Genomic DNA, 25,596 nt, shown 5'->3' with positions numbered 1-25,596 from the left:
TAACCCGTACGGAGCCTGGTCACCCGTACGGGGAGCGGCTCACCCCTTCGAGGGTGGAAGCAACCGTTTCTCTTCGTCTCACGTCAAGTTGAGGGGAAGAGCAGGAGCATGCCCCACCATCAGGATGTCCGGCCATTCTGATGGCGTACAAAGTCCGTCCGCCCGGTTGCCCCACCCTTTCTCGGCCCCCCTAGACTGAATGTCCGGCAGGTGGCTACACGCTCGAAAGGCGCACCCGTGTCCATCGGCAACTCCCCTGAAGACGACCACCCTTCAGACGACCGCCCCGCAGAGGACAGCCCCGCAGCCGACCGGCCCGCGGAAGACCGCCCCTCGGTCGGCCAGGTCCTGCGGCAGGCACGTGTCGACGCGGGACTGACGGTCGACGAGATCAGTACGTCCACCCGGGTGCGCATCCCGGTCGTGCACGCGATCGAGCAGGACGACTTCTCGCGCTGCGGCGGCGATGTGTACGCGCGCGGGCACATCCGTACGCTCGCGCGGGCCGTCGGCATCGACCCCGCCCCGCTGATCGCGCAGTACGACGAGGCGCACGGCGGCAGGCCGCCCGCGCCCACCCCGGCCGCCCCGCTGTTCGAGGCCGAGCGGATCCGGTCCGACCCGCGCCGGCCGAACTGGACCGCCGCCATGGTGGCCGCCATCGTCGCCGTCATCGCCTTCGTCGGGTACACCGCGTTCAGCGGCGACGACGACGGCGACGGCGGCCAGCAGGTCGCCGAGGGCTCCACGCCCAGCAAGCCCGCCCCGAAGCCCACCGGCAGCAAGCCCGCCGATCCCAAGCCGGACCCCTCGGACAGCGCGATCGCCGGGATGCCGCAGGACAAGGTGACCGTGAAGGTCGACGCGGCCGACGGCCGCAGCTGGATCTCGGTGAAGGACCACAACGGCCGGCTGCTCTACGACGGGCTGCTCAAGCAGGGCGAGACCAAGACCTTCCAGGACAAGAAGAAGATCGATCTCGTGCTCGGCGACGCCGGGGCCATCCGGCTCTTCGTCAACGGCAAGCAGGTCGACAACGAATTCGAACCGGGCCAGGTCGAGCGCCTCTCGTACACGAAGGGTGACCCGGAAGTCGGCTGACCTGCCCCGTCCCGAGCGCCCGTCGCGAGCACCAGGAACCCTGGCGGCGGGCGCCGACGCATGGACGAAGTAGTCTTGAGTCCATGCCCGAACGCCGCACCGTCGCCCTTGTCACGCTTGGCTGCGCCCGTAACGAAGTGGACTCGGAGGAGCTCGCAGGCCGCTTGGAGGCGGACGGCTGGGACCTCGTGGAGGACGCCGAGAACGCGGACGTCGCAGTCGTCAACACGTGCGGCTTCGTCGAAGCCGCCAAGAAGGACTCCGTAGACGCCCTGCTCGAAGCCAATGACCTCAAGGGGCACGGCAGAACCCAGGCCGTCGTGGCCGTCGGCTGCATGGCCGAGCGGTACGGCAAGGAGCTCGCCGAGGCGCTGCCCGAAGCCGATGGCGTCCTCGGCTTCGACGACTACTCCGACATCTCCGACCGCCTGCAGACCATCCTCAACGGCGGCATCCACGCCTCGCACACCCCGCGCGACCGCCGCAAGCTGCTCCCGATCAGCCCCGCGGAGCGCCAGGAAGCGGGCACGGACGTCTCCCTGCCGGGCCACGCACCCGTCGACCTGCCCGAGGGCGTCGCGCCCGCCTCCGGGCCGCGTGCGCCCCTGCGCCGCCGCCTGGGGAGCAACCCGGTCGCCTCGGTGAAGCTCGCCTCCGGCTGCGACCGCCGGTGCTCCTTCTGCGCCATCCCGTCCTTCCGCGGCTCGTTCATCTCGCGCCGCCCCTCGGACGTGCTCGGCGAGACGCGCTGGCTGGCCGAGCAGGGCGTCAAGGAGATCATGCTGGTCTCCGAGAACAACACCTCGTACGGCAAGGATCTCGGCGACATCCGCCTCCTGGAGACGCTGCTGCCCGAGCTGGCCGCCGTCGACGGCATCGAGCGCGTCCGGGTCAGCTACCTGCAGCCCGCCGAGATGCGCCCCGGGCTCATCGACGTCCTGACGTCCACGGAGAAGATCGCGCCCTACTTCGACCTGTCCTTCCAGCACTCCGCGCCCGGCGTGCTGCGCGCGATGCGGCGCTTCGGAGACACCGACCGCTTCCTGGAGCTGCTCGACACCATCCGGGAGAAGGCCCCGCAGGCCGGCGTGCGGTCCAACTTCATCGTCGGCTTCCCCGGCGAGAGCGAGGCCGACGTGGCCGAGCTGGAGCGGTTCCTCACGGGTGCGCGGCTCGACGCCATCGGCGTCTTCGGGTACTCCGACGAGGAGGGCACCGAAGCGGCGACGTACGACCACAAGCTCGACCAGGACGTCGTCGACGAGCGGCTCGCGCGGGTCTCGCGGCTCGCGGAGGAGCTGACCTCGCAGCGCGCCGAGGAGCGCGTCGGCGAGCGCCTCGAGGTGCTGATCGAGTCCGTGGACGACGAGGACGGCGCCGTGGGGCGTGCCGCGCACCAGGCGCCCGAGACGGACGGCCAGATCCGCTTCGCGGACGCGACGGCTGGGGAGGCCTTGCGTGTCGGCCGTATGGTCGTGGCAAAGGTGATCGGCACGGAAGGCGTGGATCTGGTGGCTGAGCAGTGCGAGCTCCTGGGAGCCGGGCCCGGTGGCGCCGGGTCCGAGGGCCCTGCCGCGGGCCGGTCCCAGGGCGCCGCGGAAGGGGTGGGCAGATGACCCAAGTCCCGGCATCCGCGGCGGGCGGCTCCGGCGCGCACGGCGCGACGCCGGTGCGCGGCGGAAAGCTGGGCGCCGCGGCGGTCGACCAGGCCAGTCTGTGGAACGTCGCGAATCTGCTGACCATGGTCCGGCTGCTGCTCGTGCCCGGCTTTGTGATGCTGCTGCTCGGGAACGGCGGATACGACCCGGCCTGGCGCTCCTTCGCCTGGGCCGCCTTCGCCATCGCCATGATCACCGATCTCTTCGACGGTCATCTGGCCCGCACGTACAACCTGGTCACGGACTTCGGGAAGATCGCCGACCCCATCGCCGACAAGGCGATCATGGGCTCCGCGCTGATCTGTCTGTCCTGGCTGGGCGACCTGCCGTGGTGGGTGACGGGCGTGATCCTCGGGCGCGAGCTCGGGATCACGCTGCTGCGCTTCTGGGTGATCCGCTACGGCGTGATCCCGGCCAGCCGCGGCGGCAAGATGAAGACGCTGGCGCAGGGCACAGCCGTCGGGATGTACGTCCTGGCGCTGACCGGACCGCTGGCGACGCTGCGGTTCTGGGTGATGGCGGTCGCGGTCGTCCTCACCGTCGTGACCGGGCTCGACTATGTGAAGCAGGCCATCGTGCTGCGGCGGCAGGGGAGGGCGGAGTCCGGGTCGCCCGAGGCCGCCGAGGAGGCCGAGCCGGGGTCGGCCCAGGAGGCCGCGAAGTGACGTGCCCCGAGCCGTCGTCGCCGGTGGGCGCGGAGGTTCCGCCGTCCGCGGTGGGCGCGGAGGCCGTGGCTGCCGTCGGGGACGCCGCCGAGGCGGCGGCCGAGGTGCTGCGGCTGCTGGCCGGGCGCGGGGAGACGCTGGGCGTCGCCGAGTCGCTCACCGGGGGCCTGGTGGCCGCCGAGGTGACGTCGGTGCCGGGTGCCTCGCGGGTCTTCCGGGGCTCCGTGACGGCGTACGCGACGGAGCTGAAGCAGCAGGTCCTGGGGGTCGACGGCGCGCTGCTCGCCGCCCGCGGGGCTGTGGACGCCGACGTCGCACTGCAGATGGCCGCCGGGGTGCGCGGGCTGCTCGGGGCGGACTGGGGGCTGGCGACGACGGGCGTCGCGGGCCCCGATCCGCAGGACGGCAAGCCCGTCGGAACGGTGTTCCTGGCGGTCGTGGGCCCGGGTTCCCCGCTTCGCTCTGAGGGGAATGTGGCCGCACTGAGGTTGAACGGAAACCGTACGGAAATCCGTAGAGAGAGTGTACGCAGTGTGCTGGGGCTGCTCCTTCGGCAGCTCTCCGGCGAACGCGCCGGGAATGGGCGGGCACAGGATACGGAACAGAACGGGGGGACTTGATGTTTGCAGCCCTGAGTGAACACGACATCGCTCCCCGCACGGCCGCCGCGCAAGGCGGTACGGTGGGGCGTGAAGGATGCGGCTACGCGGTCCGAGGAGGGAGCCACCGATGATTCTGCTCCGTCGCCTGCTGGGTGACGTGCTGCGTCGGCAGCGCCAGCGCCAGGGCCGTACTCTGCGCGAAGTCTCCTCGTCCGCCCGAGTCTCACTCGGCTATCTCTCCGAGGTGGAGCGGGGGCAGAAGGAGGCATCCTCCGAGCTGCTTTCCGCGATCTGCGACGCGCTTGACGTACGGATGTCCGAGCTCATGCGGGAAGTGAGCGACGAGCTCTCGCTCGCCGAGCTGGCCGAGTCGGCAACAGTCACGGAGCCGGTGCGCGCACCGGTACGTCCGATGCTCAATTCCGTCTCGGTGACCGGCGTGCCACCGGAACGGGTGACCATCAAGGCGCCTGCGGAGGCGGTCGACGTCGTCGCCGCCTGACGTCAGGCACGCACGCGCACAGAAGCCCCGGCCGGGTCATCGGCCGGGGCTTTCTGCTTGCGCCGGGGCCTTTTGCTTGCAGTTTGCTGGGGGCGGCGTCGAGTCGGGGGCGGGTGCGGCGTAGTGCTGGGGATGCGGGTGCGGCGTAGTGCCGGGGTGGGCGGGGCGGCGTCGAGCCGGGGGCGCGGGTGCGGCGTCGTGCCGGGTGCGGCGTCCGAAGTGGCCGCAATCACATGCTTGCGCGATGGTTGGTGGTGGTTTTGGACGACTCTGACTGACAGCCGAGACGCGGAGGAACCGATGTACGTCGTGAAGAGCCCGTTGCCCGACGCCGATCTGAAGACGGTGTCCGAGGCCCTTCAGGGGGCCCTCGTGGACCTCGTCGACCTGTCCCTGGTGGCCAAGCAGATCCACTGGAACGTGGTCGGCCCGCGCTTCCGCTCCGTGCACCTCCAGCTCGACGAGGTCGTGGACACCGCCCGGCAGCATTCCGACACCGTCGCCGAGCGCGCCTCGACCCTCGGCGTCTCGCCCGACGGGCGGGCCGGGACGGTGGCGTCGAGCAGCGGCATCGGCAAGATCGCCGAGGGCTGGGTCAAGGACACGGACGCCGTGGGCGCGCTTGTGGACGCGCTCGGCGCGGTGATCACGCGGATGCGGGCGCGGGTGGAGGCGACCGGCGAGCCCGATCCGGTGAGCCAGGACATCTTCATCCAGATCACGGCTGACCTGGAGAAGCATCACTGGATGTTCCAGGCCGAGAACGGGTAGGGCTGGCCGGGGGCCTTGTGCGGGGCCCCGGGCCCGGGGGGCGGTTGGCCTGGGCCCTTGGCAGGCCGCCTTGACGGGCTCCTTGGCAGGTCCCCTTGGTGTGGGCCCCCTTGGGCCTCCTTGGTGGGCCTCCTTGGTGGGCTCCCTCGACGGGCGCCCGGGGGCAGGCAGCGGGGGAGACTCGGAAGGCTCGCGTCCAGGTCGGGTGGTGGGTGGCGGGCTCCTGGGGTGTGGCCGTGCGGTCGGTCCGGCTCCTGGCGGGAGGTGACAGCCGTGGCGCGGCGCATGCTGCGGTGGGGGCTTGCGCTGGGGCTTGCCGCGCTGTGGTGGTGGGCCGTCTTCCGGCTCGCGCTCGCGCCCGACGCGGGGGTGCTGGAGGGGGCTGTGGCGGCCGGCGGGTGGGGCCTGAGCCTGCTTCCGGTGCACTGCGTGCCGAAGGCGCGGGCTGTGGGGGCGGGGCGGCGGGGGCGGGCGCGTGGGGGTGCGCGGGGGAGTGGCGCGGGGCGGGAGTAGGGCGCGGTGCGAGATGGGAGCAGGGACGTCAGGGGGCGGGGCGAGGTTGTGCCCGAGGCCGAAGTGGGGGCTTGCTTGGGTTACCAAGGCATTGCTACGCCGCCGTTCGGGCGGAGGATCTGGCCCGTCGTGAATGAGGACGCGTCCGACGCCAGGTGCAGGACGACGTGCGCGACGTCCTCGGGTTCGCCGACCCTGCCGAGGGGTGACCTGCGGGCCAGCGCGGCCTCGGCGGCCGCCTGGGCCTCCTCCTCGTGGCGATGCGTCATCGGCGTACGCGTCCACCCCGGCGCCACGGCGTTGACACGGATGCCGTGCGCGCCGACCTCCGTCGCCAGTGTCTTCGTCAACTGCACGACGGCCGCCTTCGCGGAGGCGTAGCAGAGCAGGCCCGGGTGGCTGGTGTCGACGGCGCTCGACGCCATCGTCACGATGCTGCCGCCCGTGCCCGCGTCGATCATCGCGCGGGCCGCCGCCTGGCACGCGTACAGCACTCCCTTGAAGTTCACGCCCAGAACCCGATCGAGGTCCTCGTCGCGGGTCTCCAGGACCGGGCTGCTGTGCATGATCCCGGCGATGGCCGCCATGACGTCGAGACGGCCCGCCGTCCCGGCCGCCTCGGCCACGGCTTGGTCGACCTGCGCCTTGTCGGCGACATCAAGGGGGTACGGGTACGCGGCGCCGCCGTCCGCCTTGATGCGGGTGGCCGTCTCCTTGAGGCCCTGGGCGTCGCGGTCGGCGCAGTGCACGGCCGCACCCGCCTCGGCTAGGAGTACGGCGGTGGCGCGGCCGATTCCGCTGGCGGCGCCCGTGACGAACGCGGTGCGGTCGGTGAGGTCGTACGCCTTGATGGGCATGGCGGGACCGTACGGCGGAATCTGACGGGTCGTCAACTAGTGTGCGCCGTCGTGATTGTGGGTGGATTGTGGGGAGGTGGGGTGCCGTGTCTTCAGGGGGCGGGCCCTGTTCTTCAGGGGGTGGGCCCCTGTTCTTCAGGGAGTGGGGCCCTGTTGGCAGGTCGGGCACCAGTACGTGGGGCGACTGCGTGCGCCGTCGCCCTGTTCCGCCGAGCGCAGCGACGTGCCGCAGCGCAGGCAGGGGCGCGGTGCGCGGCCGTACACGTACAGGCGCTGTCCGGGGCGGGTGCTGCCCGTCGTCGTGCGGGCCGGGCGGTCGCGGTTGGCTTCCAGGAGCTTCTTCGCGAGCGCCGGGATGCGGGCGGCCGTCTCCTCGGGGAGCTCGCCGACCGGGAGCCAGGGGGTGGCGCCGAGCAGGAAGCACAGCTCGCTCTTGTAGATGTTGCCGATGCCCGCGAGGTTGCGCTGGTCGAGGAGTGCCTCGCCCAGCGGGCGTTCCGGGGTCGCGCGGAGGTTGCGCAGCGCCTGCTCCGGGTCCCAGTCGGGGCCCAGCAGGTCCGGGCCCAGGTGGCCCACCGCGCGGTGTTCGTCGGTGGTGCGGAGCAGCTCCAGGACCGGCAGGCGGTAGCCGACCGCTGTGTGGCCGGCGGTGGCGAGGACGGCCCGGATCTGGTGGGCGGGGCCGCCGCGCCAGCGCTCCTTCGGGGCGTACACCCGCCAGGAGCCGTCCATGCCCAGGTGCGAGTGGAGGGTGAGGCCGCCTTCCACGCGGGTGAGGAGGTGCTTGCCGCGCGGGGTCACGTCCAGGACGGTGCGGTCGGTGAGATCGGCTGTGGCGTGGCGGGGGACGCGGAGGTCGGACCGGGTGAGGGGGTGACCTGCGAGGGCCGCGTGCAGGCGGCGGGCCGTTTGGTGGACGGTGTCTCCTTCGGGCATGGGGCCTAGCGTTGCACTTTTGCTGGCGGGGGCGCCTTGGGCGGGTTGGGTGCCTTGGGCGGGTTGGGTGGCTGGGTTGCTGGCCCGGCCTTTGTCCGTCCTCCGGTGGGGTGCGCTGCTTGCCCGTTCCTCCGGTGGGGGTGCGCTGCTTGTCCGTCCCCCCGGTGGGGGTTGCGCCGCCTTCGGTTCGGTTGTGGGGCGGGGCCGCGGCGGTATGTCCGTGCTCGCGCCTGGGGCGCCGGATGCTGGTCCGGTGTCGTACGGCGTGCGCACCCGAGCTGCGCGCGGACATACCGCCACGTCCCCTCCGGTCCGTTGGCGGCCGTCCGGTCGGTGGGGGTCTTGGTGTCTGTTCCTCGCCGGTGAGGGTCAGGGGCGGAAGGTTGGGGGCGTAGGTGCGTGTTGTACGGCGTGCGCATCCGTGCCGCGCGTGGACGTACCGCCGCGTCCCCTCCGGTCTGTTGGCGGCTGTCCGGTCGGTGGGGGTCTTGGTGGCTGTCCGGCAGGTGGGCGCGGTGGGGGGGCTTGGTGGCTGTCCGGGGTGGGTCAGGGGCGGAGGCGTAGGCCGCGTGGGGTGGCGTGGAAGCCGTTGTGTTCCAGGAGCGGGGCGAAGGGGGAGGTCAGGGCGGGGGAGCCGTTGATCCGTTCCACGGTGACCGTGCCCAGGGCGCCCGCCTTGGCCGCGGAGGCCAGCGCCGCGGCGGCGGCTGGGAGGCGCGGGTCCTCCGAGGAGTGTGCGTCGCCGGGCGCCGCGGACCAGGCCAGCAGCGACTTCCCGCCGCGCTCCATGTACAGCGTCAGCTCGCCGGCGACGAGGACGACCAGCGAGCCCGCCTTGCGGCCCGGCTTGTGGCCGGCCTCGGTGGGCGGCTCGGGCCACGGCAGCGCGGCCCCGTACGCGTTGGCGGGGTCGGCGGCGGCCAGCACGACGGTCTGGGCGTCGGACAGCCGGGAACCGTCCCCGCGCTCACGGGCGTTGGCCCCGGCCCGCAGCCGGTCCACCGCACCGTCCATCGCGAACTGCGCGGCCCCGAGGCCCTCCACCACATAGCCCCGCCGTGCCTGGCCGTTGTCCTCGAAGGCCGACAGGACGCGGTACGCAGCCGAGAAGCCACCCTCGACTCCTTCTGCCGCGACCGCTCCGCGTGTCACCACGCCGTGCCGGTCGAGGAGCGTGCGGGCCAGGGCGTGGGCCCGCAGCGTCGGGTCGGGCTCGCGGGCGGGCAGCAGCGACCACCGGCCCGCGACCGTGGGCGGGCCGGTGCGCGAGACGGGGCGGGCCGCGGCCGTGAGCGAGCCGTACCGCCCGCGCGGGATGCTGCGCTTGGCCCGGTGGGCGGTGGAACCGGCGGTGCGGCCCGAACCCAGGAGGGAGCGCATCGGGGCGAGCGTGTCGTTGGTGAGGCGGCCGGACCACGCCAGGTCCCAGACGGCATCCGCCAGTTGTGGATCGGAGACGTCCGGATGCGTGGTGGCGCGGATCTGATCGGCGATCTGCCGGAAGAACAAGCCGTAGCCCCCGGAGAGGGTGTCCAGAACGGACTGGTGGAGCGCGGTGAGCTCCAAAGGGTGCGGCGGCGGGAGGAGGAGCGGAGCCGCGTCCGCCAGATACAGGCTGATCCAGCCGTCCTTGCCGGGCAGGGCTCCGGCGCCCGCCCAGACGACCTCTCCGGCCGCCGTGAGCTCGTCGAGCATCGCGGGGGTGTAGCCGGTGACCCGGGAGGGCAGGACGAGCTTCTCCAGGGCGGACGCCGGGACCGACGCGCCTTGGAGCTGCTCGACGGCGCGCACCAGGCCGTCGATTCCGCGCAGGCCGTGCCCGCTCAAGTGCTGCCACTGCGGCAGGAATTGGGCGAGTGCGGCCGGTGGCACCGGTTCCAGTTCGTGTCGCAGGGCGGCCAGCGAGCGGCGGCGCAGACGGCGCAGGACGGTGGCGTCGCACCACTCCTGGCCGATCCCCGCCGGGTGGAACTCTCCCTGTACGACACGGCCGTTCGCCGCGAGGCGGTGCAGCGCCCCGTCCGTGACCGCTGTCCCCAGGCCGAAGCGGGCGGCGGCCGTGGCGGAGGTGAACGGGCCGTGGGTGCGGGCGTAGCGCGCGAGGAGGTCGCCCAAGGGGTCCTTGACGGGCTCGGTGAAGGCCTCCGGGACACCGACCGGCAGCGCCGTGCCGAGCGCGTCCCGCAGGCGGCCGGCGTCCTCGATCGCCGCCCAGTGATCCGCTCCGGCGATGCGGACGCGGAGGGCACGGCGGGCACCGGCCAGCTCTCCGGCCCACTCGGGCTCCGCGCCGCGCTCGGCCAGCTCGGCGTCCGTGAGCGGACCGAGGAGGCGCAGCAGGTCGGCCACGCCTTCGATGTCCTTGGCGCGGCGGTCCTCCGTGAGCCACTGGAGCTCCTGCTCCAGGGTGGCGAGGACGTCGGCGTCGAGCAGCTCGCGCAGCTCGGCCTGGCCCAGCAGTTCGGCGAGGAGGCGGGAGTCCAGGGACAGGGCGGCGGCGCGGCGCTCGGCGAGCGGTGAGTCACCCTCGTACAGGAACTGCGCCACGTACCCGAACAGGAGGGAGCGGGCGAAGGGCGACGGCTCCGGGGTGGTGACCTCGACGAGGCGGACGCGGCGGGACTCGATGTCGCCCATCAGCTCGGTCAGGCCCGGTACGTCGAAGACGTCCTGGAGGCACTCCCTGACCGCCTCCAGGACGATCGGGAAAGAGCCGAACTCGCTGGTGACTTCGAGGAGCTGGGCGGCACGCTGGCGCTGCTGCCACAGGGGCGTGCGCTTGCCGGGGCTGCGGCGCGGCAGCAGCAGGGCGCGCGCCGCGCACTCGCGGAAGCGGGACGCGAACAGCGCCGAGCCACCCACCTGGTCGGTGACGATCTGGCGGACCTCGCCCTTGTCGAAGGCCACGTCGCCCGCGCCCACGGGGGCCTGCTCGGGATCGAAGGCCGAGTCCACCGTGACGTCCACCGGCTCCTGGTCGAGCAGGTCGAGGCCCATCAAATCGGCGTCCGGCAGGCGCAGCACGATGCCGTCGTCGGCGTGCATCACCTGGGCGTCCATGCCGTACCGCTCGGTGAGGCGGGCGCCGAGTGCCAGCGCCCAGGGGGCGTGCACCTGGGCGCCGAACGGGGAGTGCACCACGACGCGCCAGTCGCCCAGCTCGTCCCGGAAGCGCTCGACCACGATCGTGCGGTCGTCCGGGATGTGGCCGCAGGCCTCCCGCTGCTCGGTGAGGTACGTCAGGACGTTGTCCGCGGCCCAGGTGTCGAGGCCCGCGGCGAGCAGGCGTCCGCGCGCGTCGTCCGCGGGCAGCGAGCCGATCTCCCGGAGGAACGCGCCCAGGGCGCGGCCCAGCTCGAGGGGGCGGCCGAGCTGGTCGCCCTTCCAGAACGGCAGCCTTCCGGGGACGCCGGGCGCGGGCGAGACCAGGACGCGGTCGCGGGTGATGTCCTCGATGCGCCAGGAACTCGTGCCGAGTGTGAAGACGTCACCCACGCGGGATTCGTAGACCATCTCCTCGTCGAGCTCGCCGACGCGGCCGCCGCCCTTCTTCGGGTCCGCGCCCGCGAGGAAGACGCCGAACAGGCCGCGGTCCGGAATCGTGCCCCCCGACGTGACCGCCAGGCGCTGCGCCCCCGGCCGCCCGGTCACCGTGCCCGCGACGCGGTCCCACACCACGCGCGGGCGCAGCTCCGCGAAGGCGTCGGACGGATAGCGGCCGGCCAGCATGTCCAGGACGGACGTGAACGCCGACTCCGGGAGCGACGCGAACGGTGCGGCGCGGCGGACCACGGCCAGCAGGTCGTCCACCTGCCATGTGTCGAGGGCCACCATGGCGACGAGCTGCTGGGCCAGCACGTCCAAGGGGTTCGCCGGGACGCGCAGGGACTCGATGGAGCCCGTGCGCATCCGCTCCGTCACGACGGCGGCCTGGACCAGATCGCCGCGGTACTTCGGGAAGACGACTCCCGTGGAGACCGCGCCCACTTGGTGTCCCGCGCGGCCCACCCGCTGCAGTCCGGAGGCCACGGAGGGGGGCGATTCGACCTGCACCACCAGGTCCACCGCGCCCATGTCGATGCCCAGCTCCAGGCTGGACGTGGCGACCACGGCGGGCAGCCGGCCCGCCTTCAGGTCCTCCTCGACCTGGGCGCGCTGCTCCTTGGAGACCGAGCCGTGGTGCGCGCGGGCGAGGATCGGCGGTGCGCCCTTGGCGGCGCCCGACTCCGCCATCAGCTCGGCCGGTGTGTGGTCCTCCGGGAGGGCCTCGCCCGTCGCGCGCTCGTACGCGATCTCGTTGAGCCGGTTGCACAGGCGCTCCGCCAGGCGGCGGGAGTTGGCGAAGACGATCGTCGAGCGGTGTGCCTGCACGAGGTCGGTGATGCGCTCCTCGACATGCGGCCAGATCGAGGGGCGCTCCGCGTTCTCGTCGGAGTCGGTCGCCGGTGAGCCGCCCAGCTCGCCGAGATCCTCGACCGGGACGACCACGGAGAGGTCGAATTCCTTGCCCGCGGCGGGCTGGACGATCTCCACCCGCCGCTGCGGCGAGAGATAGCGCGCCACCTCGTCCACCGGGCGGACCGTCGCCGACAGACCGATGCGGCGCGCGGGGCGCTTCAGGAGCGTGTCGAGCCGCTCCAGGGACAGTGCCAGATGGGCGCCGCGCTTGGTGCCCGCGACGGCGTGCACCTCGTCCACGATCACCGTCTCGATGCCCGTCAGGGCGTCCCGTGCGGCGGACGTGAGCATCAGGAACAGCGACTCGGGTGTCGTGATCAGGATGTCGGGCGGGCGGGTGGACAGGGCGCGGCGCTCGGCCGCGGGGGTGTCACCGGAGCGGATGCCCACCCGCACCTCGGGCTCGGGCAGGCCCAGGCGCACGGACTCCTGGCGGATGCCGGTGAGCGGGCTGCGCAGATTGCGCTCCACGTCGACCGCGAGGGCCTTCAGGGGTGAGACATACAGCACCCGGCAGCGCTTCTTGGGGTCGGCCGGGGGCGGGGTCGAAGCCAGCTGGTCCAGGGCGGCGAGGAAGGCGGCCAGGGTCTTGCCGGAGCCCGTCGGGGCGACCACCAGCACGTCCGAACCCTCCCCGATCGCCTGCCACGCCCCGGCCTGGGCGGACGTGGGCGCGGAGAAGGCCCCCGTGAACCAGCCGCGGGTCGCGGGGGAGAAGCCGTCGAGGACAGCGCGGGGGCTGCGGGCGGACCTGACCATGACCCCATCGTGCACCCCGCCACTGACAATGCCCTCCGACCTGCGAAAAAGGGCTTGCGCCCGGGGCGCAGAATGGGGATATGGCAGGTTCGGCGGAGCAGGCGCGGCACTGGACGTACGCGGAGCTGCCCGGCGTTGACCTGCTGCGGGCGCGCTACGTCCACAAGACCTTCGCGCGCCACACCCACGAGCACTTCGTGATGGCGGCGATCCTCCAGGGCGTCGACGTCTTCCGGCACAGCGGCGCCGACCGGCACGCGGGGCCCGGCAGCCTCGCCCTCATCAACCCCGACACCCCGCACACCGGCCGCGCCGGAGCCCCCGAGGGCTGGCTGTACGGAGCGGTCTACCCGGCCCCGGACGTGGTCGCCGCCATCGCCGCGGAGACGACCACCTTGCGGGGGACGCCGGGCTTCGTCCTGCCGGTGCTCGACGACCCGTACGCCGTGGCCCTGGTCCACCGGGTGCTGCGGGCTGCCGAGGAGGGCAACGCGCTCGCCGCCGACACGTTCCTGCGGGTGGCCGTCACCCGGCTGCTGCGGCTGAACGGCGGCAACCTGCCGCAGCGCGGTGTGCGCTCGGCGGGCGCGGGGGTCGCCGCACGCGCGCGTGCCGTCCTGGAGGAGCGGCTCGCCGACCCGCCGAGCCTGGAGCGGCTCGCGGCCGGTCTCGGCGTGAGCTCCTTCGCCCTGCTGCGCGCCTTCCGTGACGCGTACGGCATGCCGCCGCACGCCTGGCTCACCGACGCGCGCGTGCGGCGTGCCCGGCATCTCCTGGACGCCGGTACCACGCCCGCCGAGGCGGCCGTCGCCGTCGGTTTCACCGACCAGCCGCACCTGAACCGGCACTTCGCGCGGATCGTCGGGGTGCCTCCGGGCGCCTATCAGCGGGAGCGCAAGAACGTACAAGACCGCCCGGACCCCCTCCTCGTAGCGTCCACGGCGTGGCAGAGCGAACATCATCCGCAGACATATCCGGGTGCCGGACCGGCGCCCCTGAAGCTCCCGATCGTGGGGACGGCGCCGGGGCCGAGCGCACCGGTGGACCTCTAGGAGGGCACGCATCGGCACACGAGGACGGCGGGCGGGCCGTCGACGCCGTTGATGTCGTCGGCTGCCCCGACTCCTCCGACGTCACGGGTTGCGCCGATTCCGCCGACGCCGCAGGCCGTCCCGATTCCGCCGTGGTCCGTGACGCCCTCGGCGTCGGAATCGCCGTCGGGCTCTCCGGCTTCGCCTTCGGGGTCACCTCGGCCGGCAGCGGCCTCACCGTGCCGCAGACCTGTGCGCTGAGCCTGCTGGCCTTCACCGGTGCTTCCCAGTTCGCTCTGGTGGGCGCGCTCGCGGGTGGCGGGAATCCGCTCACGGCTGCAGTGGGAGCCATCTTCCTGAGCATGCGCAACGCCTTCTACGGGCTGCGGCTCTCCCAACTGCTCGCCCTCCCGCGCGCGATGCGCCCCCTTGCCGCCCATTTCGTGATCGACGAGACGACGGCCGTCTCCCTGGCGCAGTCAGGGCGACGGGCCGTCCGCATCGGTTTCGCCGTCACCGGAATCAGCCTGTACCTCCTGTGGTGCCTCACCACTTTCCTGGGCGCGCTCGGTGCCGAGGCGATCGGCGACACCGACACCTGGGGGCTCGACGCCGCGGGCCCCGCCGTGTTCCTCGCGCTGCTCGCCCCGATGGTGCGCACCTCCACGGAGCGCGCGGTCGCCGTGATCGCTGTCCTTCTGGGCCTCGGACTGCTTTCGGTGCTGCCCCAGGGAGTGCCGGTTCTCGCCGCTGCGCTGGCCGTTCCGATGGTCCTCTACGGAGTGGGCCGCAAAGCCTCCGCATCCCGCGCGGACGACACGAAGCCCAACAGCACGCAAGGGAAAGACCGTTGAACATCTGGACCGCCATCGCCGTGACCGCCGTCGGCTGCTACGCCGTCAAGCTGGCGGGCCTCCTCGTGCCCGTGGGCACCCTGGAGCGGCCGCTCGTCAAGCGGATGGCCGCGCTGCTGCCGGTGGCGCTGCTGGCCGCTCTCACGGCCCAGCAGACCTTCGCCGACGGCCGGGCCCTCGTGCTCGACGCCAAGGCGGCGGGACTCGCCGCGGCCGCCGTGGCGCTGCTGCTGCGCGCGCCCTTCCTCCTCGTCATCGCGGCGGCCGTGCTCGTCACGGCGGGGGTGCGGGCCATGGCGGGCTGACGGGCGGCCGGGACGGCGGGTCTCATCCGGTGGCCCACGGGCTCGTACGGACGGCCGCGGGCGGCCTCGGCCTCAGCCGATACGCCGCCCGTACGCCCGCAGCGTGCGCAGCGCCTCGATCGTGACCATCGGGCGGGACTCCAGGGCCGTACCCGGAGCCCACTTTCGCCACCGGATCGGCCAACCGCCGTCTTCTTGTTGCTCGTTCAGCAGGAAGTCCAGGGAGCGTGCCATCTCGTCGTCCGTGAACCACGCGCGGGCGAGCGATTCGGGTGCCTTCGCGAAGTCGTGCGGGAAGTGGTGCTCGCCCGGGCCGTACCCCGGAGGAACCGGGTTGGCGTCGGCATGCTCGGGGTCGAGGACCACCAGGCGCTGTTCGCGTACGAGGCGGCCGAGCCGGTCGGCGGCCGCCTCCGCGCGCGGGCGGTCGGGCGCCCCGTCCAGGAAGGCGACGGCCGCCATGATCTCGTACGGATGCGACTTCTCCAGGGATTCCACGCTCTGCCAGCAGAAGTCGGTGGCGCGGAACAGCCAGGCGTGCCACACCTCGTTGCGGTGCAGCAGGCCCACCACGGGCCCGGTGGCGAGCAGTTCGCTCGGCGGGTCGTCCACCACGGGGACGAACGGCGCCGAGGGGTAGCCGCGTTGGCTGGGATGGATCGCCGGCAGCGCGCCGTCGGGCGTCGACACCGCGGTCAGATAGCGGCACACGCGCTCCACGCGCATGCCGCCGCAGCGGCGGATGGTGTCCAGGACGCGCAGTGCGTGCGCGGTGTGCAGCGGCTGGCTCACGGGGCCGCGCAGATCGGGCTCCAGCGCGTGGCCGTATCCGCCGTCCTCGTTGGCGTACGCGGACAGCGCGGTCTCCACGGCATCGGCGTTCCAGGAACCGCCGTCCAGGAAGTGGTACGCGAACCGTCGCTGTTCGAGAACGCGCGCGGTGAGCCAGACGAACTGCTCGGCGCGAGCGAGCGGGGAGGAAGCGGCGTGCGGAGACGCTCCGTTTTCGGCCATGTTCCGAAGGTAGGGCGGAACGCGGCGTCGGCAAGCCCTCCGGGCCGGGCTGCACTCTCAGGGGCGCGATACTGAAGGCATGCGGTTGACGGTCTTCTGGCAGCGGATGGCGGCCCACTTCGGTGCGGGGTACGCCGACACCTTCGCGCGCGATCATGTGATGACGGAGCTCGGCGGGCGCACGGTCCATCAGGCGCTGGACGCGGGCTGGGAGGCGAAGGACGTCTGGCGGGTGGTGTGCTCGGCCATGGACGTACCGGCCGAAAAGCGCTGACGCCGGTTCCCGTATGCGCTCTCCACGCGCGCGGAAAGCGCTTCCCGTGTGCTTCCCGTGTGTGCTGGGCCGCTAAATCCGGGGGCGGCAGCTGAATGCCGGTGGCGTGGGCGAGACTGTCACGGTGGCACCCACAGACGAGACCGCACAGATCACGCCAGAGGCAGCACCGCTCGGCACCACCCCGCCCGCCCAGGCCCCCGCCGGGGCGGAGCAGGCGCGTGGCGTCGGCATGCCGCGCTGGCTGCCGCGTGCCATGGTGCTCGCGCTCGCTCTGGTCGCCTGCTTCCAGCTCGGCAGCTGGGCCTTCCATCAGCTCACCGGGCTGTTGATCAACGTTCTGATCGCGTTCTTCCTCGCCCTCGCCGTCGAGCCGGCCGTGAGCTGGATGGCGGCGCGCGGGCTGCGCCGCGGCCTGGCCACGGCCGTCGTCTTCCTGGGCGTCGTGGTCGCGAGCGCGGGCTTCGTCACGATGATGGGGTCCATGCTCGCCGGCCAGATCGTCGACATGGTCGAGGACTTCCCGGACTACCTGGACAAGGTCATCCGCTGGATCAACCAGACCTTCGACACGGACCTGTCCCGGGTCGAGGTCCAGGACAGCCTGATCCACTCCGACTGGCTGCGGAAGTACGTGCAGAACAGCGCCAGCGGCGTCCTGGACGTCTCGGCGCAGGTGCTCGGCGGCCTGTTCCAGCTCCTGACGATCCTGCTGTTCTCGTTCTACTTCGCCGCCGACGGACCGCGGCTGCGGCGCGCGCTGTGCTCCGTGCTGCCGCCCGCCAAGCAGGCCGAGGTGCTGCGCGCCTGGGAGATCGCGGTCAACAAGACCGGCGGCTATCTCTACTCCCGCGGCCTGATGGCGCTGATCTCCGGGATAGCGCACTACATCCTGCTGCAGGTCCTCGAGGTGCCCTACGCCCCCGTGCTCGCGGTCTGGGTCGGCCTGGTCTCGCAGTTCATCCCGACGATCGGCACGTACCTGGCGGGCGCCCTGCCGATGCTGATCGCCTTCACCGTGGACCCCTGGTACACGCTGTGGGTGCTGATCTTCGTCGTGATCTACCAGCAGTTCGAGAACTATGTCCTGCAGCCCAAGCTCACCGCCAAGAGCGTGGACATCCACCCGGCGGTCGCCTTCGGGTCGGTCGTCGCGGGCACGGCGCTGCTCGGCGCGGTCGGCGCCCTGATCGCCATCCCGGCGGTCGCGACGCTGCAGGCCTTCCTGGGGGCGTACGTGAAGCGGTACGACGTGATGGACGACCCCCGCGTCCACGGGCACCACCGCCGCGGCGGATCGCCCCTCCTCGCGCGCGTGCGGCGCGCGCTGATGGGGCAGGACGAGGCGGGCGACGACCGCCCGGTCTGAGCCCCAGGTCCAGGGCTTTTGGGTCGGGTCCTTCCCCGTAGCCGACGGAAGGAGTGACCTGTGATGCTCATGCGCACCGACCCGTTCGGCGAGTTCGACCGTCTCGCCCAGCAGGTCCTGGGCAGCAACGCCCGGCCTGCCGCGATGCCGATGGACGCCCACCGCGACGGCGACGACTTCGTAGTGCACTTCGATCTGCCCGGAATCGATCCCGAGAACGTCGACCTGAACGTCGAGCGCAACGTGTTCACCGTGCACGCCGAGCGCCGCTCGCCCGCCCCTGAGGGCGCCGAGCTGGTCGCGGCCGAGTGCCCCACAGGCACGTTCTCCCGCAGTTGTTCCTCGGTGACACGCTCGACACCGACCGTGTCGACGCCTCGTACGACTCGGGCGTGCTGACGCTGCGCATTCCCGTCGCCGAGCAGGCGAAGCCGAGCAAGATCCAGATCTCGGGTGGCGGCAAGCGCAAGCAGATCAGCGGCTGACGCCGCTCGCCACAGTCGCGCGCCCTCGTCCAGAGCTGCGCGACCGTGGCGCCTCGCCCCGAGGGCGCTCCTTGGGGCGCGCCCAGGAAACTCTTCGGGCGGGCATGTGGTGGGGGACGAGCGCGTCGACCTGGCGCGGAGCCTGCCGGACGAGGCCGCGCGGTCCTCACGGACCAGATCCCGGTGACCCGGCCCCTGGACGCCGCCGAGTTCGTCGAGAGCGTTGCCGCCCGCATCGAGGGAGCCACGCCGGCCCGGGTGCGCCCTGTTGTTCGGTCGGGCGCAACTGAGGCCCGCGGCCTGAGGCGCGTCCGCGGGGCCCTGGCGGGGTGCCCCGCGGAGTCCGGCACGCGCATCTGCGGCGTGGTCGTCGGTTGCCGACGCTCTCCTCCGCCTGGCGGCGTCGCCGCGTGGTGCGCTTGACAGTAAAATCGAACATCCATTCATATGGGGGTTCCGGCGGCGCTGTTCCGGGGGTTCACGGGGGGATCCCCGGGCCTGCGCCGGTGGATTGCGGCGGGCGGAGAGCCCGAGTTATCCACAGGCGGGGCGGGCGTCGGGGCGCATTGTCAGTGGCAGGCGTTAGCGTCTTTGACGTGAAGCGATCGACTCAAGCAAACCGGGTGGAACCCATGGCAGGAACCGACCGCGAGAAGGCGCTCGACGCCGCGCTCGCACAGATTGAACGGCAATTCGGCAAGGGCGCAGTGATGCGCATGGGCGAGCGGCCGAACGAGCCCATCGAGGTCATCCCCACCGGGTCGACCGCACTCGACGTCGCGCTCGGCGTCGGCGGCATCCCGCGCGGCCGCGTCGTCGAGGTGTACGGCCCGGAGTCATCCGGCAAGACGACCCTGACCCTGCACGCCGTGGCCAACGCGCAGAAGGCCGGCGGCGCCGTCGCCTTCGTGGACGCGGAGCACGCCCTCGATCCGGAGTACGCGAAGAAGCTCGGCGTCGACATCGACAACCTCATCCTGTCCCAGCCGGACAACGGCGAGCAGGCGCTGGAGATCGTCGACATGCTGGTGCGCTCCGGCGCCCTCGACCTGATCGTCATCGACTCCGTCGCGGCCCTGGTGCCGCGCGCGGAGATCGAGGGTGAGATGGGTGACTCGCACGTGGGTCTCCAGGCCCGCCTGATGAGCCAGGCCCTGCGGAAGATCACCAGCGCGCTCAACCAGTCCAAGACCACCGCGATCTTCATCAACCAGCTCCGCGAGAAGATCGGCGTGATGTTCGGCTCGCCGGAGACCACGACCGGTGGCCGGGCACTGAAGTTCTACGCCTCGGTGCGCATGGACATCCGCCGCATCGAGACCCTGAAGGACGGCACGGACGCGGTCGGCAACCGCACCCGCGTCAAGGTCGTCAAGAACAAGGTCGCGCCGCCCTTCAAGCAGGCCGAGTTCGACATTCTCTACGGCCAGGGCATCAGCCGCGAGGGCGGCCTGATCGACATGGGCGTGGAGCACGGCTTCGTCCGCAAGGCCGGCGCCTGGTACACGTACGAGGGCGACCAGCTCGGCCAGGGCAAGGAGAACGCCCGCAACTTCCTCAAGGACAACCCCGACCTCGCCAACGAGATCGAGAAGAAGATCAAGGAGAAGCTGGGCGTCGGCGTGCGCCCGGAGACCCCGGCGGCGGAGCCGGGCGCGGATGCCGCGGTCGCGGCCGCCCCCGCCGCGGACGACGCGGCCAAGACGGTGCCCGCCCCCGCGGCCGCCAAGGCCACCAAGTCCAAGGCCGCGGCGGCCAAGAGCTAGACCGTGACGCGACGAACCGACTGGGCGGACCACGCCGGCTCCACGGGGCGAAGCCGCTCCACTGCCGTGGGCCCGGACGCCTTCGGCCCGGATGTCTTCGGCCTCGACGGCCTCGCCCAGGACGACGCCGACCCGGAGGCCCCGGGCGTCGACGAGGGCGGTGGCCCGCGGGGTGGCGGCCGTGGCGGCAGGAGCGGCAAAAGCGGCCGTCGGCGGCGCGGCGGCTCCGGCGGCTCCGGCGGCTTCGGCAGCCAACAGGACCGCGGTTCCCCGTCCTCGTCGAGGGCCGAGGACGGGGAACCGCCCACGGGGGACACAAGAGACACGGGGGACCCGGCCGAGCGGGCGCGGGCGATCTGCCTGCGCCTGCTCACCGGGACACCGCGCACGCGCAAGCAGCTGGCCGACGCACTGCGCAAGCGGGAGATCCCCGAGGACGTGGCGGAAGAAGTGCTGTCCCGCTTCGAAGAGGTCGGCCTGATCAACGACGAGGCCTTCGCGGACGCCTGGGTCGAGTCCCGGCACCACGGCCGGGGCCTGGCCAGGCGGGCGCTCGCGCGGGAGCTGCGCACGAAGGGCGTGGACTCGGCGGTGATCGACGAGGCCGTCGGGCAGCTGGACTCGGAGCAGGAAGAGGCCACCGCCCGCGAGCTGGTCGCCCGCAAGCTCCGCTCCACCCGCGGCCTCGACCGCGACAAGAGGCTGCGCCGCCTCGCGGGCATGCTCGCCCGCAAGGGGTACGCGGAGGGCATGGCGCTCAGAGTGGTGCGGCAGGCGCTGGAGGAAGAGGGGGAGGACACGGAAGAGCTGGGGTACGAGGGCTTCTGAGCCAGGCCCCCTCGGGGCCTGGGGGGTAGGGGTAGCCCCACCCTGAAGATGCCTGGTCGCCGCAGTGCACAGAACCCTGTGCACAGACGACTGTGTACGCATGGCTCAGGAAGAGAGCACGACCGACGACGGTGTCGTGACCGGTGCGGGCGGTGCGCCCACGAAGGGCGCCACCGCGGGCGGTGCCACCACGAGAGTCGCCACCCCGGGCGGTGGCCCCACGAAGGGTGTCACCACGGGTGATGCACCCATGGGCGGCGCCCCATCGGATGAGGTGGGTGCGCGCGGCGGTGCCCCCGCGAGCGGTGACCTCCCGCCCGCGCCCCAGGAGTTGACCGACCTCCGCGCTCTGAAGGCGCTCGCGCAGCCGCGGCGGCAGCAGATGCTGCAGCACCTCACCGTGCACGGGCCCGCCACTTCCGCGACGCTGGCGCGCGCCCTCGGGCTGAACACCGGAGCCACCAGCTACCACCTCCGCGAGCTCGCCCGATACGGCTTCGTCGAGGAGGCCCAGGTCTCCGGATGCGGCCGTGAGCGCTGGTGGCGACTGATCCCGGGGGATCGGCGTTTCCCGCCCCGCAGTCGGCAGAGCGCCGAAATGCGGCTAGTCATGGACGAGTTGCACCACCACGCGTACGCCGCCGACCTCGAACTCTTCGAGCAGCTCCAGCGGGAGACCGGCGGCGCCGAGGCGGGCGAATGGGCCGACGCCTTCCCGTACTCGCGCGGCACGATGCGGCTGACCGTGACCGAACTCCGGGAGTTCTTCGAGGAGTACATCGCGCTCCTCAACCGCTACAAGCGCTCCGACGCCGACACCCCGCCCGGCGCGCGCACGGTACTCACCCGCTTCCTGGCCTTCCCGACCCCGACCCCGGCCCCGGCGCCCGACGAGGCCGCCGCAGACAACAGAAGAGAGACCGAGTCGTCATGATGCTGCGCTACGCACTGCAGACAATCCGGGACCGCAAGGGCGGCTTCCTGGGCGCCTTCGTCGCGTTGATGTGCGCCGCCGCGCTCATCACGGCCTGCGGCACGCTCCTGGATACGGGCCTGCGCGGCACCATCCGCACCGAGCGCTATGCGGCCGCACCCGTGATCGTCTCCGGGGACCAGAACGTTCACCAGACGACGGTCAAGCACAAGAAGGGCAAGACCAAGGTCAAGCACAAGGCCAAGCCGATCGCCGAGCGGGCCTGGCTGCCGAGCGGCATCACGCAACGCCTCGAGGACGTTCAAGGAGTCGGCGAGGTCGTACCCGAACTCACCTTCCTGGCACAGCCGGTGACGCCTGCCGGGGCGGTGGACGCGAGCCGCCCCTCGTACGGACATGCCTGGACGTCTGCCGCTCTCACGCCCTTCCGGCTCGCCGACGGCCGGGCCCCGCGCGCCGCCGCCGACCTCGTCATCGACCGCGGCCTCGCCGACCGCGCCGGCCTCGAGCCCGGCGACCGGCTCACCGTGCAGTCGACGCAGGCCCCGCGCACGTACCGCGTGACGGGCATCGCCGTCCCCGGCCGGGGCGCCGGAAGCGGCGGCGCCCTCGCGCACCAGACCTCACTCTTCTTCTCCGCCGAGGAGGCCGAGCGCCTCGCCGCCCACCCGGGCAAGGTCACCGCCGTGGGCGTCGTGCCGGCCAAGGGAGTGTCCGCATCCGAGCTCAAGACGGCGGTCAAGAAGGAGCTCTCCGGGACGACGGCTCAGGTCAGCACCGGTGGCGACCGTGGACCGGTGGAGTTCCTCGACGCCGCGGGCGCCCGGGTGAAGCTCGTCAGCATCGGCGGCGCGATGGGCGGCACCTCGCTGCTCGTGGCCGTCCTCGTGGTCGTCGGCACCTTCGCGCTCTCCGTCCAGCAGCGCCACCGCGAACTGGCCCTGCTGCGCGCCATCGCCGCGAGTCCGAAGCAGATCCGCAAGCTGCTCGGCCGTGAGGCTCTCATCGTCGGAGCGGTCGCGGGCGTGCTCGGCGCGCTCGCCGGGATCCCGCTCGGGGCGCTGCTGTACGACGCGTTCGTGGACCGTGGCGCCGTCCCCGCGACGCTCGACCGCGTCGTCGGTGTCTTCCCGCCGCTCGCCGCCGTCGCCGCGACACTCCTGGGCGCCTGGGCCGCCGCCCGCCTCTCGGCACGCCGCATCGCGCGGATCCGTCCGGGTGAGGCCCTCGCGGAGGCGCGCGTGGAGCCCGCCCGGCCCAGCTGGGCCCGGATCGGCGCCGGCCTCGTCCTGCTCGCCGGAGGCGTCGTCCTCGTCGCCGTCCTCAGCATCCTGCGCACCGAACCCGCATCAACTCCCGTCACCTTCCTGACCGTTGTCGTCCTCGCCACCTCCGTTTCCCTGCTCGGGCCGCTCATCGTCAAGGCGACCGCCGCCCTGCTCGCCCGTCCGCTGCGGCTGTCCGGCCCCGGCGGCCGCCTCGCGCACGCCAACCTGCGCGGCAACGCCGCCCGGATGGCCGCCGTCGTCACCCCCCTCGTCCTGCTCATCGGCATGACCTGCACCGTTCTCTTCGTCCAGCCCACGCTCGGCGCCGCGGCCCGCGCCCAGGCACACGACGGTGTCCGCGCGGACTGGACCGTGGGCGCGCAGGGCCCCGGCGTGCCGGGGCAGGCCGCGCGGCAGCTCCGGACCGCCGAAGGCGTCGACGCCGTCACCGAAGTCGTCCGCACGTCCGTGCGCGTCGGCCTCGACAAATACCCCGCGCAGGGCGTGACCCCCGCCGGACTCAGCCACACCTGGGACCCGGACGTCACAGCGGGCTCGCTGACGTCCTTCGGCGCGGGCGACGTCGCCGTCAGTGAAGTCGCCGCCGACCAGCTCCACTTGAAGCCGGGAAGCAGCCTCAAGCTCACGCTCGGCGACGGCACCCCGACGACCCTCCAGGTCACCGCCGTCTACGCGCGCGGGCTCGGCTTCGGGGACCTGACCATGGCGCACGACCTGGTAGCCCGCCACGTCGACAACCCGCTCGCTGCCACGGTCCTCGTCAAGACCGACCGTACGAAGGATCAACTCTCGGCCGCCCTCGAGAAGTTCCCGAACGTACGCGTTCTGTCACCCTCCGCTGTCGGCACCCTCCAAGCCGAGCGCGGGCAGGAGAACGCCGAAGTGAACTACGTGGCCATGGGCCTGATCCTGGCCTTCACCGCGATCGCCGTCGTCAACACGCTCGCCATGTCGGTCTCCGAACGCGTCCGGGAGTTCGCGCTGCTGCGCCTCGCGGGTGCCACTCGCCGGCAGATCCTGCGCATGCTGCGCACCGAGGTGCTGGCCGTTCTGCTCCTCGCGACGGCCCTCGGCAGCGGCATCGCGCTCGCCGTCCTGACCGGCTTCAGCATCGGTATGACCGGCGCCGCGGCACCGGCGGTCCTGCCCCTCGTGTACGCGGCCGTGGTCGCCGTCGCGGGACTGCTCGCCCTGACGGCGACGGCCATCCCGGGCCGGGCCGCCCTCAAGCCGCGGCCCGTCACCGTCGCGACGGCCAGGGAGTAAGGCGTCGTATGCACGCCGTAAGGGGCAGCCCACCATTGTGGGCTGCCCCTTACCGCGCGCTTCCCCGACTACCCATGCCTCCCGCACAAGCGCCTACGCGCGCGTGCCCCTCACCCGGCCTCGGACGGCCCCGGCCCTCGCCCCTGCACCGGCAGCCCCGCCGCCTTCCACGCCTGGAACCCGCCGACGAGGTCCGTCGCGTGCCGCAGCCCCAACTGCCGCAAGGAGGCCGCCGCGAGGCTCGACGCGTAGCCCTCGTTGCAGAACACCACGACCCGCAGCTCATGGCTGACCGCCTCGGGTGCGCGATGGCTGCCCTGGGGGTCGAGGCGCCACTCCAGTTCGTTGCGCTCGACGACGAGGGCGCCCGGGATCAGGCCGTCCCGTTCGCGCAGCGCCGCGTACCGCGTGTCGACGAGCAGCCCGCCCGATCCAGCAATGTCGTACGCCTGCTCCGGAGTGACCCGGTCGAGTCCGCGCCGCACCCGTTCCAGCAACTCGTCGATCCCTACGGGGGATTGGGGTGCACCGGAGGCGTGCGCCGTCGCGGGCACGCCGGGGACGCCGTTCAGCTCCAGGCCCGCGCTCACTGCCAGTCCTCCGGACGCTCGACGTGTTCGAGGCGCAGTACGGCGCCCGTGCGGCTGTAGCGGCGGATCCGCGGCAGCGGCGGGTAGTAGGCGTGTACGGAGACGGCGTGTTCGGTCGTGGACTCGTTGAGCACCTCGTGCACGTGGTTGCGGCCGAACGCCCGGCCCTGGCCCGTGGCGAGGCGGCGTTCGCGGTCGACGCCTTCGGTGAGTTCCAGGGTCTTCCAGCCGTCGGTGGGCAGGCGGGCGGCGAGGGAGTTCTCCTTGAGGGCGCCCGCGGCGGCGATGAAGGCGCCCACGGACTCGGCGTGGTCGTGCCAGCCGGTGCCGGTGCCCGGTGGCCAGCCGATCAGCCAGGCCTCGCTGCCGTGCGGACCTTCGAGGCGCACCCAGGTGCGGCCCTCCGGATCAAGCGGCAGTGAGGTGATGAGGTCGGAGTCGGCCGCGGCACGGCGCACGAAGTCGAGCAGATCGGCGGAGGTGGGGGCAGGGCCCGGGGCCGGTACGGACTCGGAAGCCGCGGTGGAGGCAGGGGTGGCGCCCGGTACGGAGGCAGAGGCCGGTACGGAGGCAGACATGAGGGCCGTCCTGTGAGTTCGCGAGAGTGCGCGCCGAGGCACGGCGCGCGCAGAAAGGGGGAGGTGGCGAATTCAGCAAGACGGCCGACACACGCAGCCCGCGTAGCGGACGAGGTCCATGTGGACCCTCCGCCACAGGCGAACAGCGGTGTCGGTCATGGTCCGGAGTAGACCACGGAGCCGGGAGACGG

23 protein-coding genes and 2 pseudogenes are annotated in these 25,596 nt (G+C 72.5%); 18 read left to right on the top strand and 7 right to left on the bottom strand.

The window, feature by feature from the left end:
- Positions 1–237 precede the first annotated feature (237 nt).
- The 7 genes from AC0KTA_RS09535 (at position 238) to AC0KTA_RS09505 (ending at position 5,812) form a co-directional block, all read left to right on the top strand.
- Entirely contained in the window at positions 238–1,101 is an 864-nt protein-coding gene (locus tag AC0KTA_RS09535) for a helix-turn-helix domain-containing protein (protein ID WP_481054686.1), read from the top strand.
- Between the two features lie 83 nt (positions 1,102–1,184).
- Positions 1,185–2,717 carry a 30S ribosomal protein S12 methylthiotransferase RimO gene (rimO, locus tag AC0KTA_RS09530; protein WP_481054685.1) on the top strand — a complete coding sequence of 511 codons (1,533 nt, stop codon included), beginning with the start codon at positions 1,185–1,187 and terminating at the stop codon, positions 2,715–2,717.
- Entirely contained in the window at positions 2,714–3,424 is a 711-nt protein-coding gene (gene pgsA / locus AC0KTA_RS09525) for a CDP-diacylglycerol--glycerol-3-phosphate 3-phosphatidyltransferase (RefSeq protein ID WP_481054684.1), read from the top strand. The genes rimO and pgsA overlap by 4 nt, the downstream gene beginning before the upstream one ends.
- Before the next feature lie 65 nt (positions 3,425–3,489).
- The gene (locus AC0KTA_RS09520) at positions 3,490–4,044 is read left to right on the top strand and encodes a CinA family protein (protein ID WP_481056368.1); all 555 of its coding nucleotides are present in this window, start codon (positions 3,490–3,492) and stop codon (positions 4,042–4,044) included.
- Between the two features lie 109 nt (positions 4,045–4,153).
- Positions 4,154–4,528, top strand: a complete 375-nt coding sequence (locus AC0KTA_RS09515; protein WP_030778512.1) for a helix-turn-helix domain-containing protein — start codon at positions 4,154–4,156, stop codon at positions 4,526–4,528.
- A gap of 300 nt (positions 4,529–4,828) precedes the next feature.
- A complete protein-coding gene (locus AC0KTA_RS09510) occupies positions 4,829–5,299 on the top strand; it encodes a Dps family protein (RefSeq protein ID WP_481054683.1) in 471 nt (156 codons plus the stop codon).
- 273 nt (positions 5,300–5,572) lie between these two features.
- Positions 5,573–5,812 carry a hypothetical protein gene (locus tag AC0KTA_RS09505; protein ID WP_481054682.1) on the top strand — a complete coding sequence of 80 codons (240 nt, stop codon included), beginning with the start codon at positions 5,573–5,575 and terminating at the stop codon, positions 5,810–5,812.
- An 80-nt stretch (positions 5,813–5,892) separates the two neighbouring features.
- Here AC0KTA_RS09505 and AC0KTA_RS09500 read toward each other — a convergent pair whose 3' ends face one another.
- The 3 genes from AC0KTA_RS09500 to AC0KTA_RS09490 form a co-directional block, all read right to left on the bottom strand.
- Positions 5,893–6,669, bottom strand: coding sequence for an SDR family NAD(P)-dependent oxidoreductase (locus tag AC0KTA_RS09500; RefSeq protein WP_481054681.1), 777 nt, complete (start codon positions 6,667–6,669; stop codon positions 5,893–5,895).
- A 135-nt stretch (positions 6,670–6,804) separates the two neighbouring features.
- Positions 6,805–7,605, bottom strand: a complete 801-nt coding sequence (locus AC0KTA_RS09495) for an Fpg/Nei family DNA glycosylase (RefSeq protein WP_481054680.1) — start codon at positions 7,603–7,605, stop codon at positions 6,805–6,807.
- Between the two features lie 546 nt (positions 7,606–8,151).
- On the bottom strand, positions 8,152–12,822 hold the full coding sequence (locus AC0KTA_RS09490) for an ATP-dependent helicase (protein WP_481054679.1): 4,671 nt from the start codon (positions 12,820–12,822) through the stop codon (positions 8,152–8,154).
- 80 nt (positions 12,823–12,902) lie between these two features.
- Between AC0KTA_RS09490 and AC0KTA_RS09485 the strand changes: the two genes are divergently transcribed.
- From AC0KTA_RS09485 to AC0KTA_RS09475, 3 genes are all read left to right on the top strand, one after another.
- On the top strand, positions 12,903–13,874 hold the full coding sequence (locus AC0KTA_RS09485; protein WP_481054678.1) for a helix-turn-helix transcriptional regulator: 972 nt from the start codon (positions 12,903–12,905) through the stop codon (positions 13,872–13,874).
- A gap of 131 nt (positions 13,875–14,005) precedes the next feature.
- Positions 14,006–14,707: an AzlC family ABC transporter permease gene (locus AC0KTA_RS09480; protein ID WP_481054677.1), complete on the top strand. Its 702-nt coding sequence runs from the start codon at positions 14,006–14,008 to the stop codon at positions 14,705–14,707.
- Positions 14,704–15,012, top strand: a complete 309-nt coding sequence (locus AC0KTA_RS09475) for an AzlD domain-containing protein (RefSeq protein WP_481054676.1) — start codon at positions 14,704–14,706, stop codon at positions 15,010–15,012. The genes AC0KTA_RS09480 and AC0KTA_RS09475 overlap by 4 nt, the downstream gene beginning before the upstream one ends.
- 72 nt (positions 15,013–15,084) lie before the next feature.
- On the opposite strand, the gene AC0KTA_RS09470 is transcribed toward AC0KTA_RS09475, so the two are convergent.
- A complete protein-coding gene (locus AC0KTA_RS09470; RefSeq protein ID WP_481054675.1) occupies positions 15,085–16,026 on the bottom strand; it encodes a prenyltransferase/squalene oxidase repeat-containing protein in 942 nt (313 codons plus the stop codon).
- Positions 16,027–16,105: 79 nt separating this feature from the next.
- On the opposite strand from AC0KTA_RS09470, the gene AC0KTA_RS09465 reads away from it, so the two are divergent.
- From AC0KTA_RS09465 to AC0KTA_RS09430, 8 genes and pseudogenes are all read left to right on the top strand, one after another.
- The gene (locus AC0KTA_RS09465) at positions 16,106–16,300 is read left to right on the top strand and encodes a DUF3046 domain-containing protein (protein ID WP_189738749.1); all 195 of its coding nucleotides are present in this window, start codon (positions 16,106–16,108) and stop codon (positions 16,298–16,300) included.
- Positions 16,301–16,424: 124 nt separating this feature from the next.
- Positions 16,425–17,669 (top strand): AI-2E family transporter, encoded by a 1,245-nt coding sequence (locus AC0KTA_RS09460; protein WP_481054674.1) that lies wholly within the window; start codon positions 16,425–16,427, stop codon positions 17,667–17,669.
- A gap of 63 nt (positions 17,670–17,732) precedes the next feature.
- Positions 17,733–18,154 (top strand): annotated as a pseudogene (locus AC0KTA_RS09455) (Hsp20/alpha crystallin family protein).
- Positions 18,123–18,418 (top strand): annotated as a pseudogene (locus AC0KTA_RS09450) (DUF2267 domain-containing protein); the annotation flags it as partial. The pseudogenes AC0KTA_RS09455 and AC0KTA_RS09450, both read left to right, overlap by 32 nt.
- Positions 18,419–18,786: 368 nt before the next feature.
- Positions 18,787–19,920, top strand: a complete 1,134-nt coding sequence (gene recA, locus AC0KTA_RS09445) for a recombinase RecA (RefSeq protein ID WP_481054673.1) — start codon at positions 18,787–18,789, stop codon at positions 19,918–19,920.
- A 3-nt stretch (positions 19,921–19,923) separates the two neighbouring features.
- Positions 19,924–20,748, top strand: a complete 825-nt coding sequence (recX, locus tag AC0KTA_RS09440) for a recombination regulator RecX (RefSeq protein ID WP_481054672.1) — start codon at positions 19,924–19,926, stop codon at positions 20,746–20,748.
- A gap of 100 nt (positions 20,749–20,848) precedes the next feature.
- Positions 20,849–21,682, top strand: a complete 834-nt coding sequence (locus AC0KTA_RS09435; RefSeq protein ID WP_481054671.1) for a helix-turn-helix domain-containing protein — start codon at positions 20,849–20,851, stop codon at positions 21,680–21,682.
- A complete protein-coding gene (locus AC0KTA_RS09430) occupies positions 21,679–24,237 on the top strand; it encodes an FtsX-like permease family protein (RefSeq protein WP_481054670.1) in 2,559 nt (852 codons plus the stop codon). The genes AC0KTA_RS09435 and AC0KTA_RS09430 overlap by 4 nt, the downstream gene beginning before the upstream one ends.
- Before the next feature lie 110 nt (positions 24,238–24,347).
- Here the strand turns inward: AC0KTA_RS09430 and AC0KTA_RS09425 are convergent, their stop codons facing one another.
- From AC0KTA_RS09425 to AC0KTA_RS09415, 3 genes are all read right to left on the bottom strand, one after another.
- The gene (locus AC0KTA_RS09425) at positions 24,348–24,809 is read right to left on the bottom strand and encodes a rhodanese-like domain-containing protein (protein WP_481056367.1); all 462 of its coding nucleotides are present in this window, start codon (positions 24,807–24,809) and stop codon (positions 24,348–24,350) included.
- Between the two features lie 14 nt (positions 24,810–24,823).
- Positions 24,824–25,405, bottom strand: a complete 582-nt coding sequence (locus AC0KTA_RS09420) for a cupin domain-containing protein (protein WP_481054669.1) — start codon at positions 25,403–25,405, stop codon at positions 24,824–24,826.
- Positions 25,406–25,477: 72 nt separating this feature from the next.
- Entirely contained in the window at positions 25,478–25,564 is an 87-nt protein-coding gene (locus tag AC0KTA_RS09415; protein WP_346009348.1) for a putative leader peptide, read from the bottom strand.
- Positions 25,565–25,596 lie beyond the last annotated feature (32 nt).

The organism is Streptomyces sp. Y309, assembly GCF_056712025.1.
Note: the sequence above shows the minus strand (reverse complement) of the source record. Positions and strands in the feature narration are given on the sequence as shown.

Excerpts from the sequence above, each read along its gene's own strand:
- AC0KTA_RS09500 (WP_481054681.1), bottom strand. The coding sequence starts at position 6,669 with ATGCCCATCAAGGCGTACGACCTCACCGACCGCACCGCGTTCGTCACG.
- rimO (WP_481054685.1), top strand. The coding sequence starts at position 1,185 with ATGCCCGAACGCCGCACCGTCGCCCTTGTCACGCTTGGCTGCGCCCGT.
- AC0KTA_RS09485 (WP_481054678.1), top strand. The coding sequence starts at position 12,903 with ATGGCAGGTTCGGCGGAGCAGGCGCGGCACTGGACGTACGCGGAGCTG.
- AC0KTA_RS09510 (WP_481054683.1), top strand. The coding sequence starts at position 4,829 with ATGTACGTCGTGAAGAGCCCGTTGCCCGACGCCGATCTGAAGACGGTG.
- AC0KTA_RS09430 (WP_481054670.1), top strand. The coding sequence starts at position 21,679 with ATGATGCTGCGCTACGCACTGCAGACAATCCGGGACCGCAAGGGCGGC.
- AC0KTA_RS09415 (WP_346009348.1), bottom strand. The coding sequence starts at position 25,564 with ATGACCGACACCGCTGTTCGCCTGTGGCGGAGGGTCCACATGGACCTC.
- AC0KTA_RS09495 (WP_481054680.1), bottom strand. The coding sequence starts at position 7,605 with ATGCCCGAAGGAGACACCGTCCACCAAACGGCCCGCCGCCTGCACGCG.
- AC0KTA_RS09435 (WP_481054671.1), top strand. The coding sequence starts at position 20,849 with ATGGCTCAGGAAGAGAGCACGACCGACGACGGTGTCGTGACCGGTGCG.
- pgsA (WP_481054684.1), top strand. The coding sequence starts at position 2,714 with ATGACCCAAGTCCCGGCATCCGCGGCGGGCGGCTCCGGCGCGCACGGC.
- AC0KTA_RS09515 (WP_030778512.1), top strand. The coding sequence starts at position 4,154 with ATGATTCTGCTCCGTCGCCTGCTGGGTGACGTGCTGCGTCGGCAGCGC.
- AC0KTA_RS09465 (WP_189738749.1), top strand. The coding sequence starts at position 16,106 with ATGCGGTTGACGGTCTTCTGGCAGCGGATGGCGGCCCACTTCGGTGCG.
- AC0KTA_RS09420 (WP_481054669.1), bottom strand. The coding sequence starts at position 25,405 with ATGTCTGCCTCCGTACCGGCCTCTGCCTCCGTACCGGGCGCCACCCCT.
- AC0KTA_RS09470 (WP_481054675.1), bottom strand. The coding sequence starts at position 16,026 with ATGGCCGAAAACGGAGCGTCTCCGCACGCCGCTTCCTCCCCGCTCGCT.
- AC0KTA_RS09490 (WP_481054679.1), bottom strand. The coding sequence starts at position 12,822 with ATGGTCAGGTCCGCCCGCAGCCCCCGCGCTGTCCTCGACGGCTTCTCC.
- recA (WP_481054673.1), top strand. The coding sequence starts at position 18,787 with ATGGCAGGAACCGACCGCGAGAAGGCGCTCGACGCCGCGCTCGCACAG.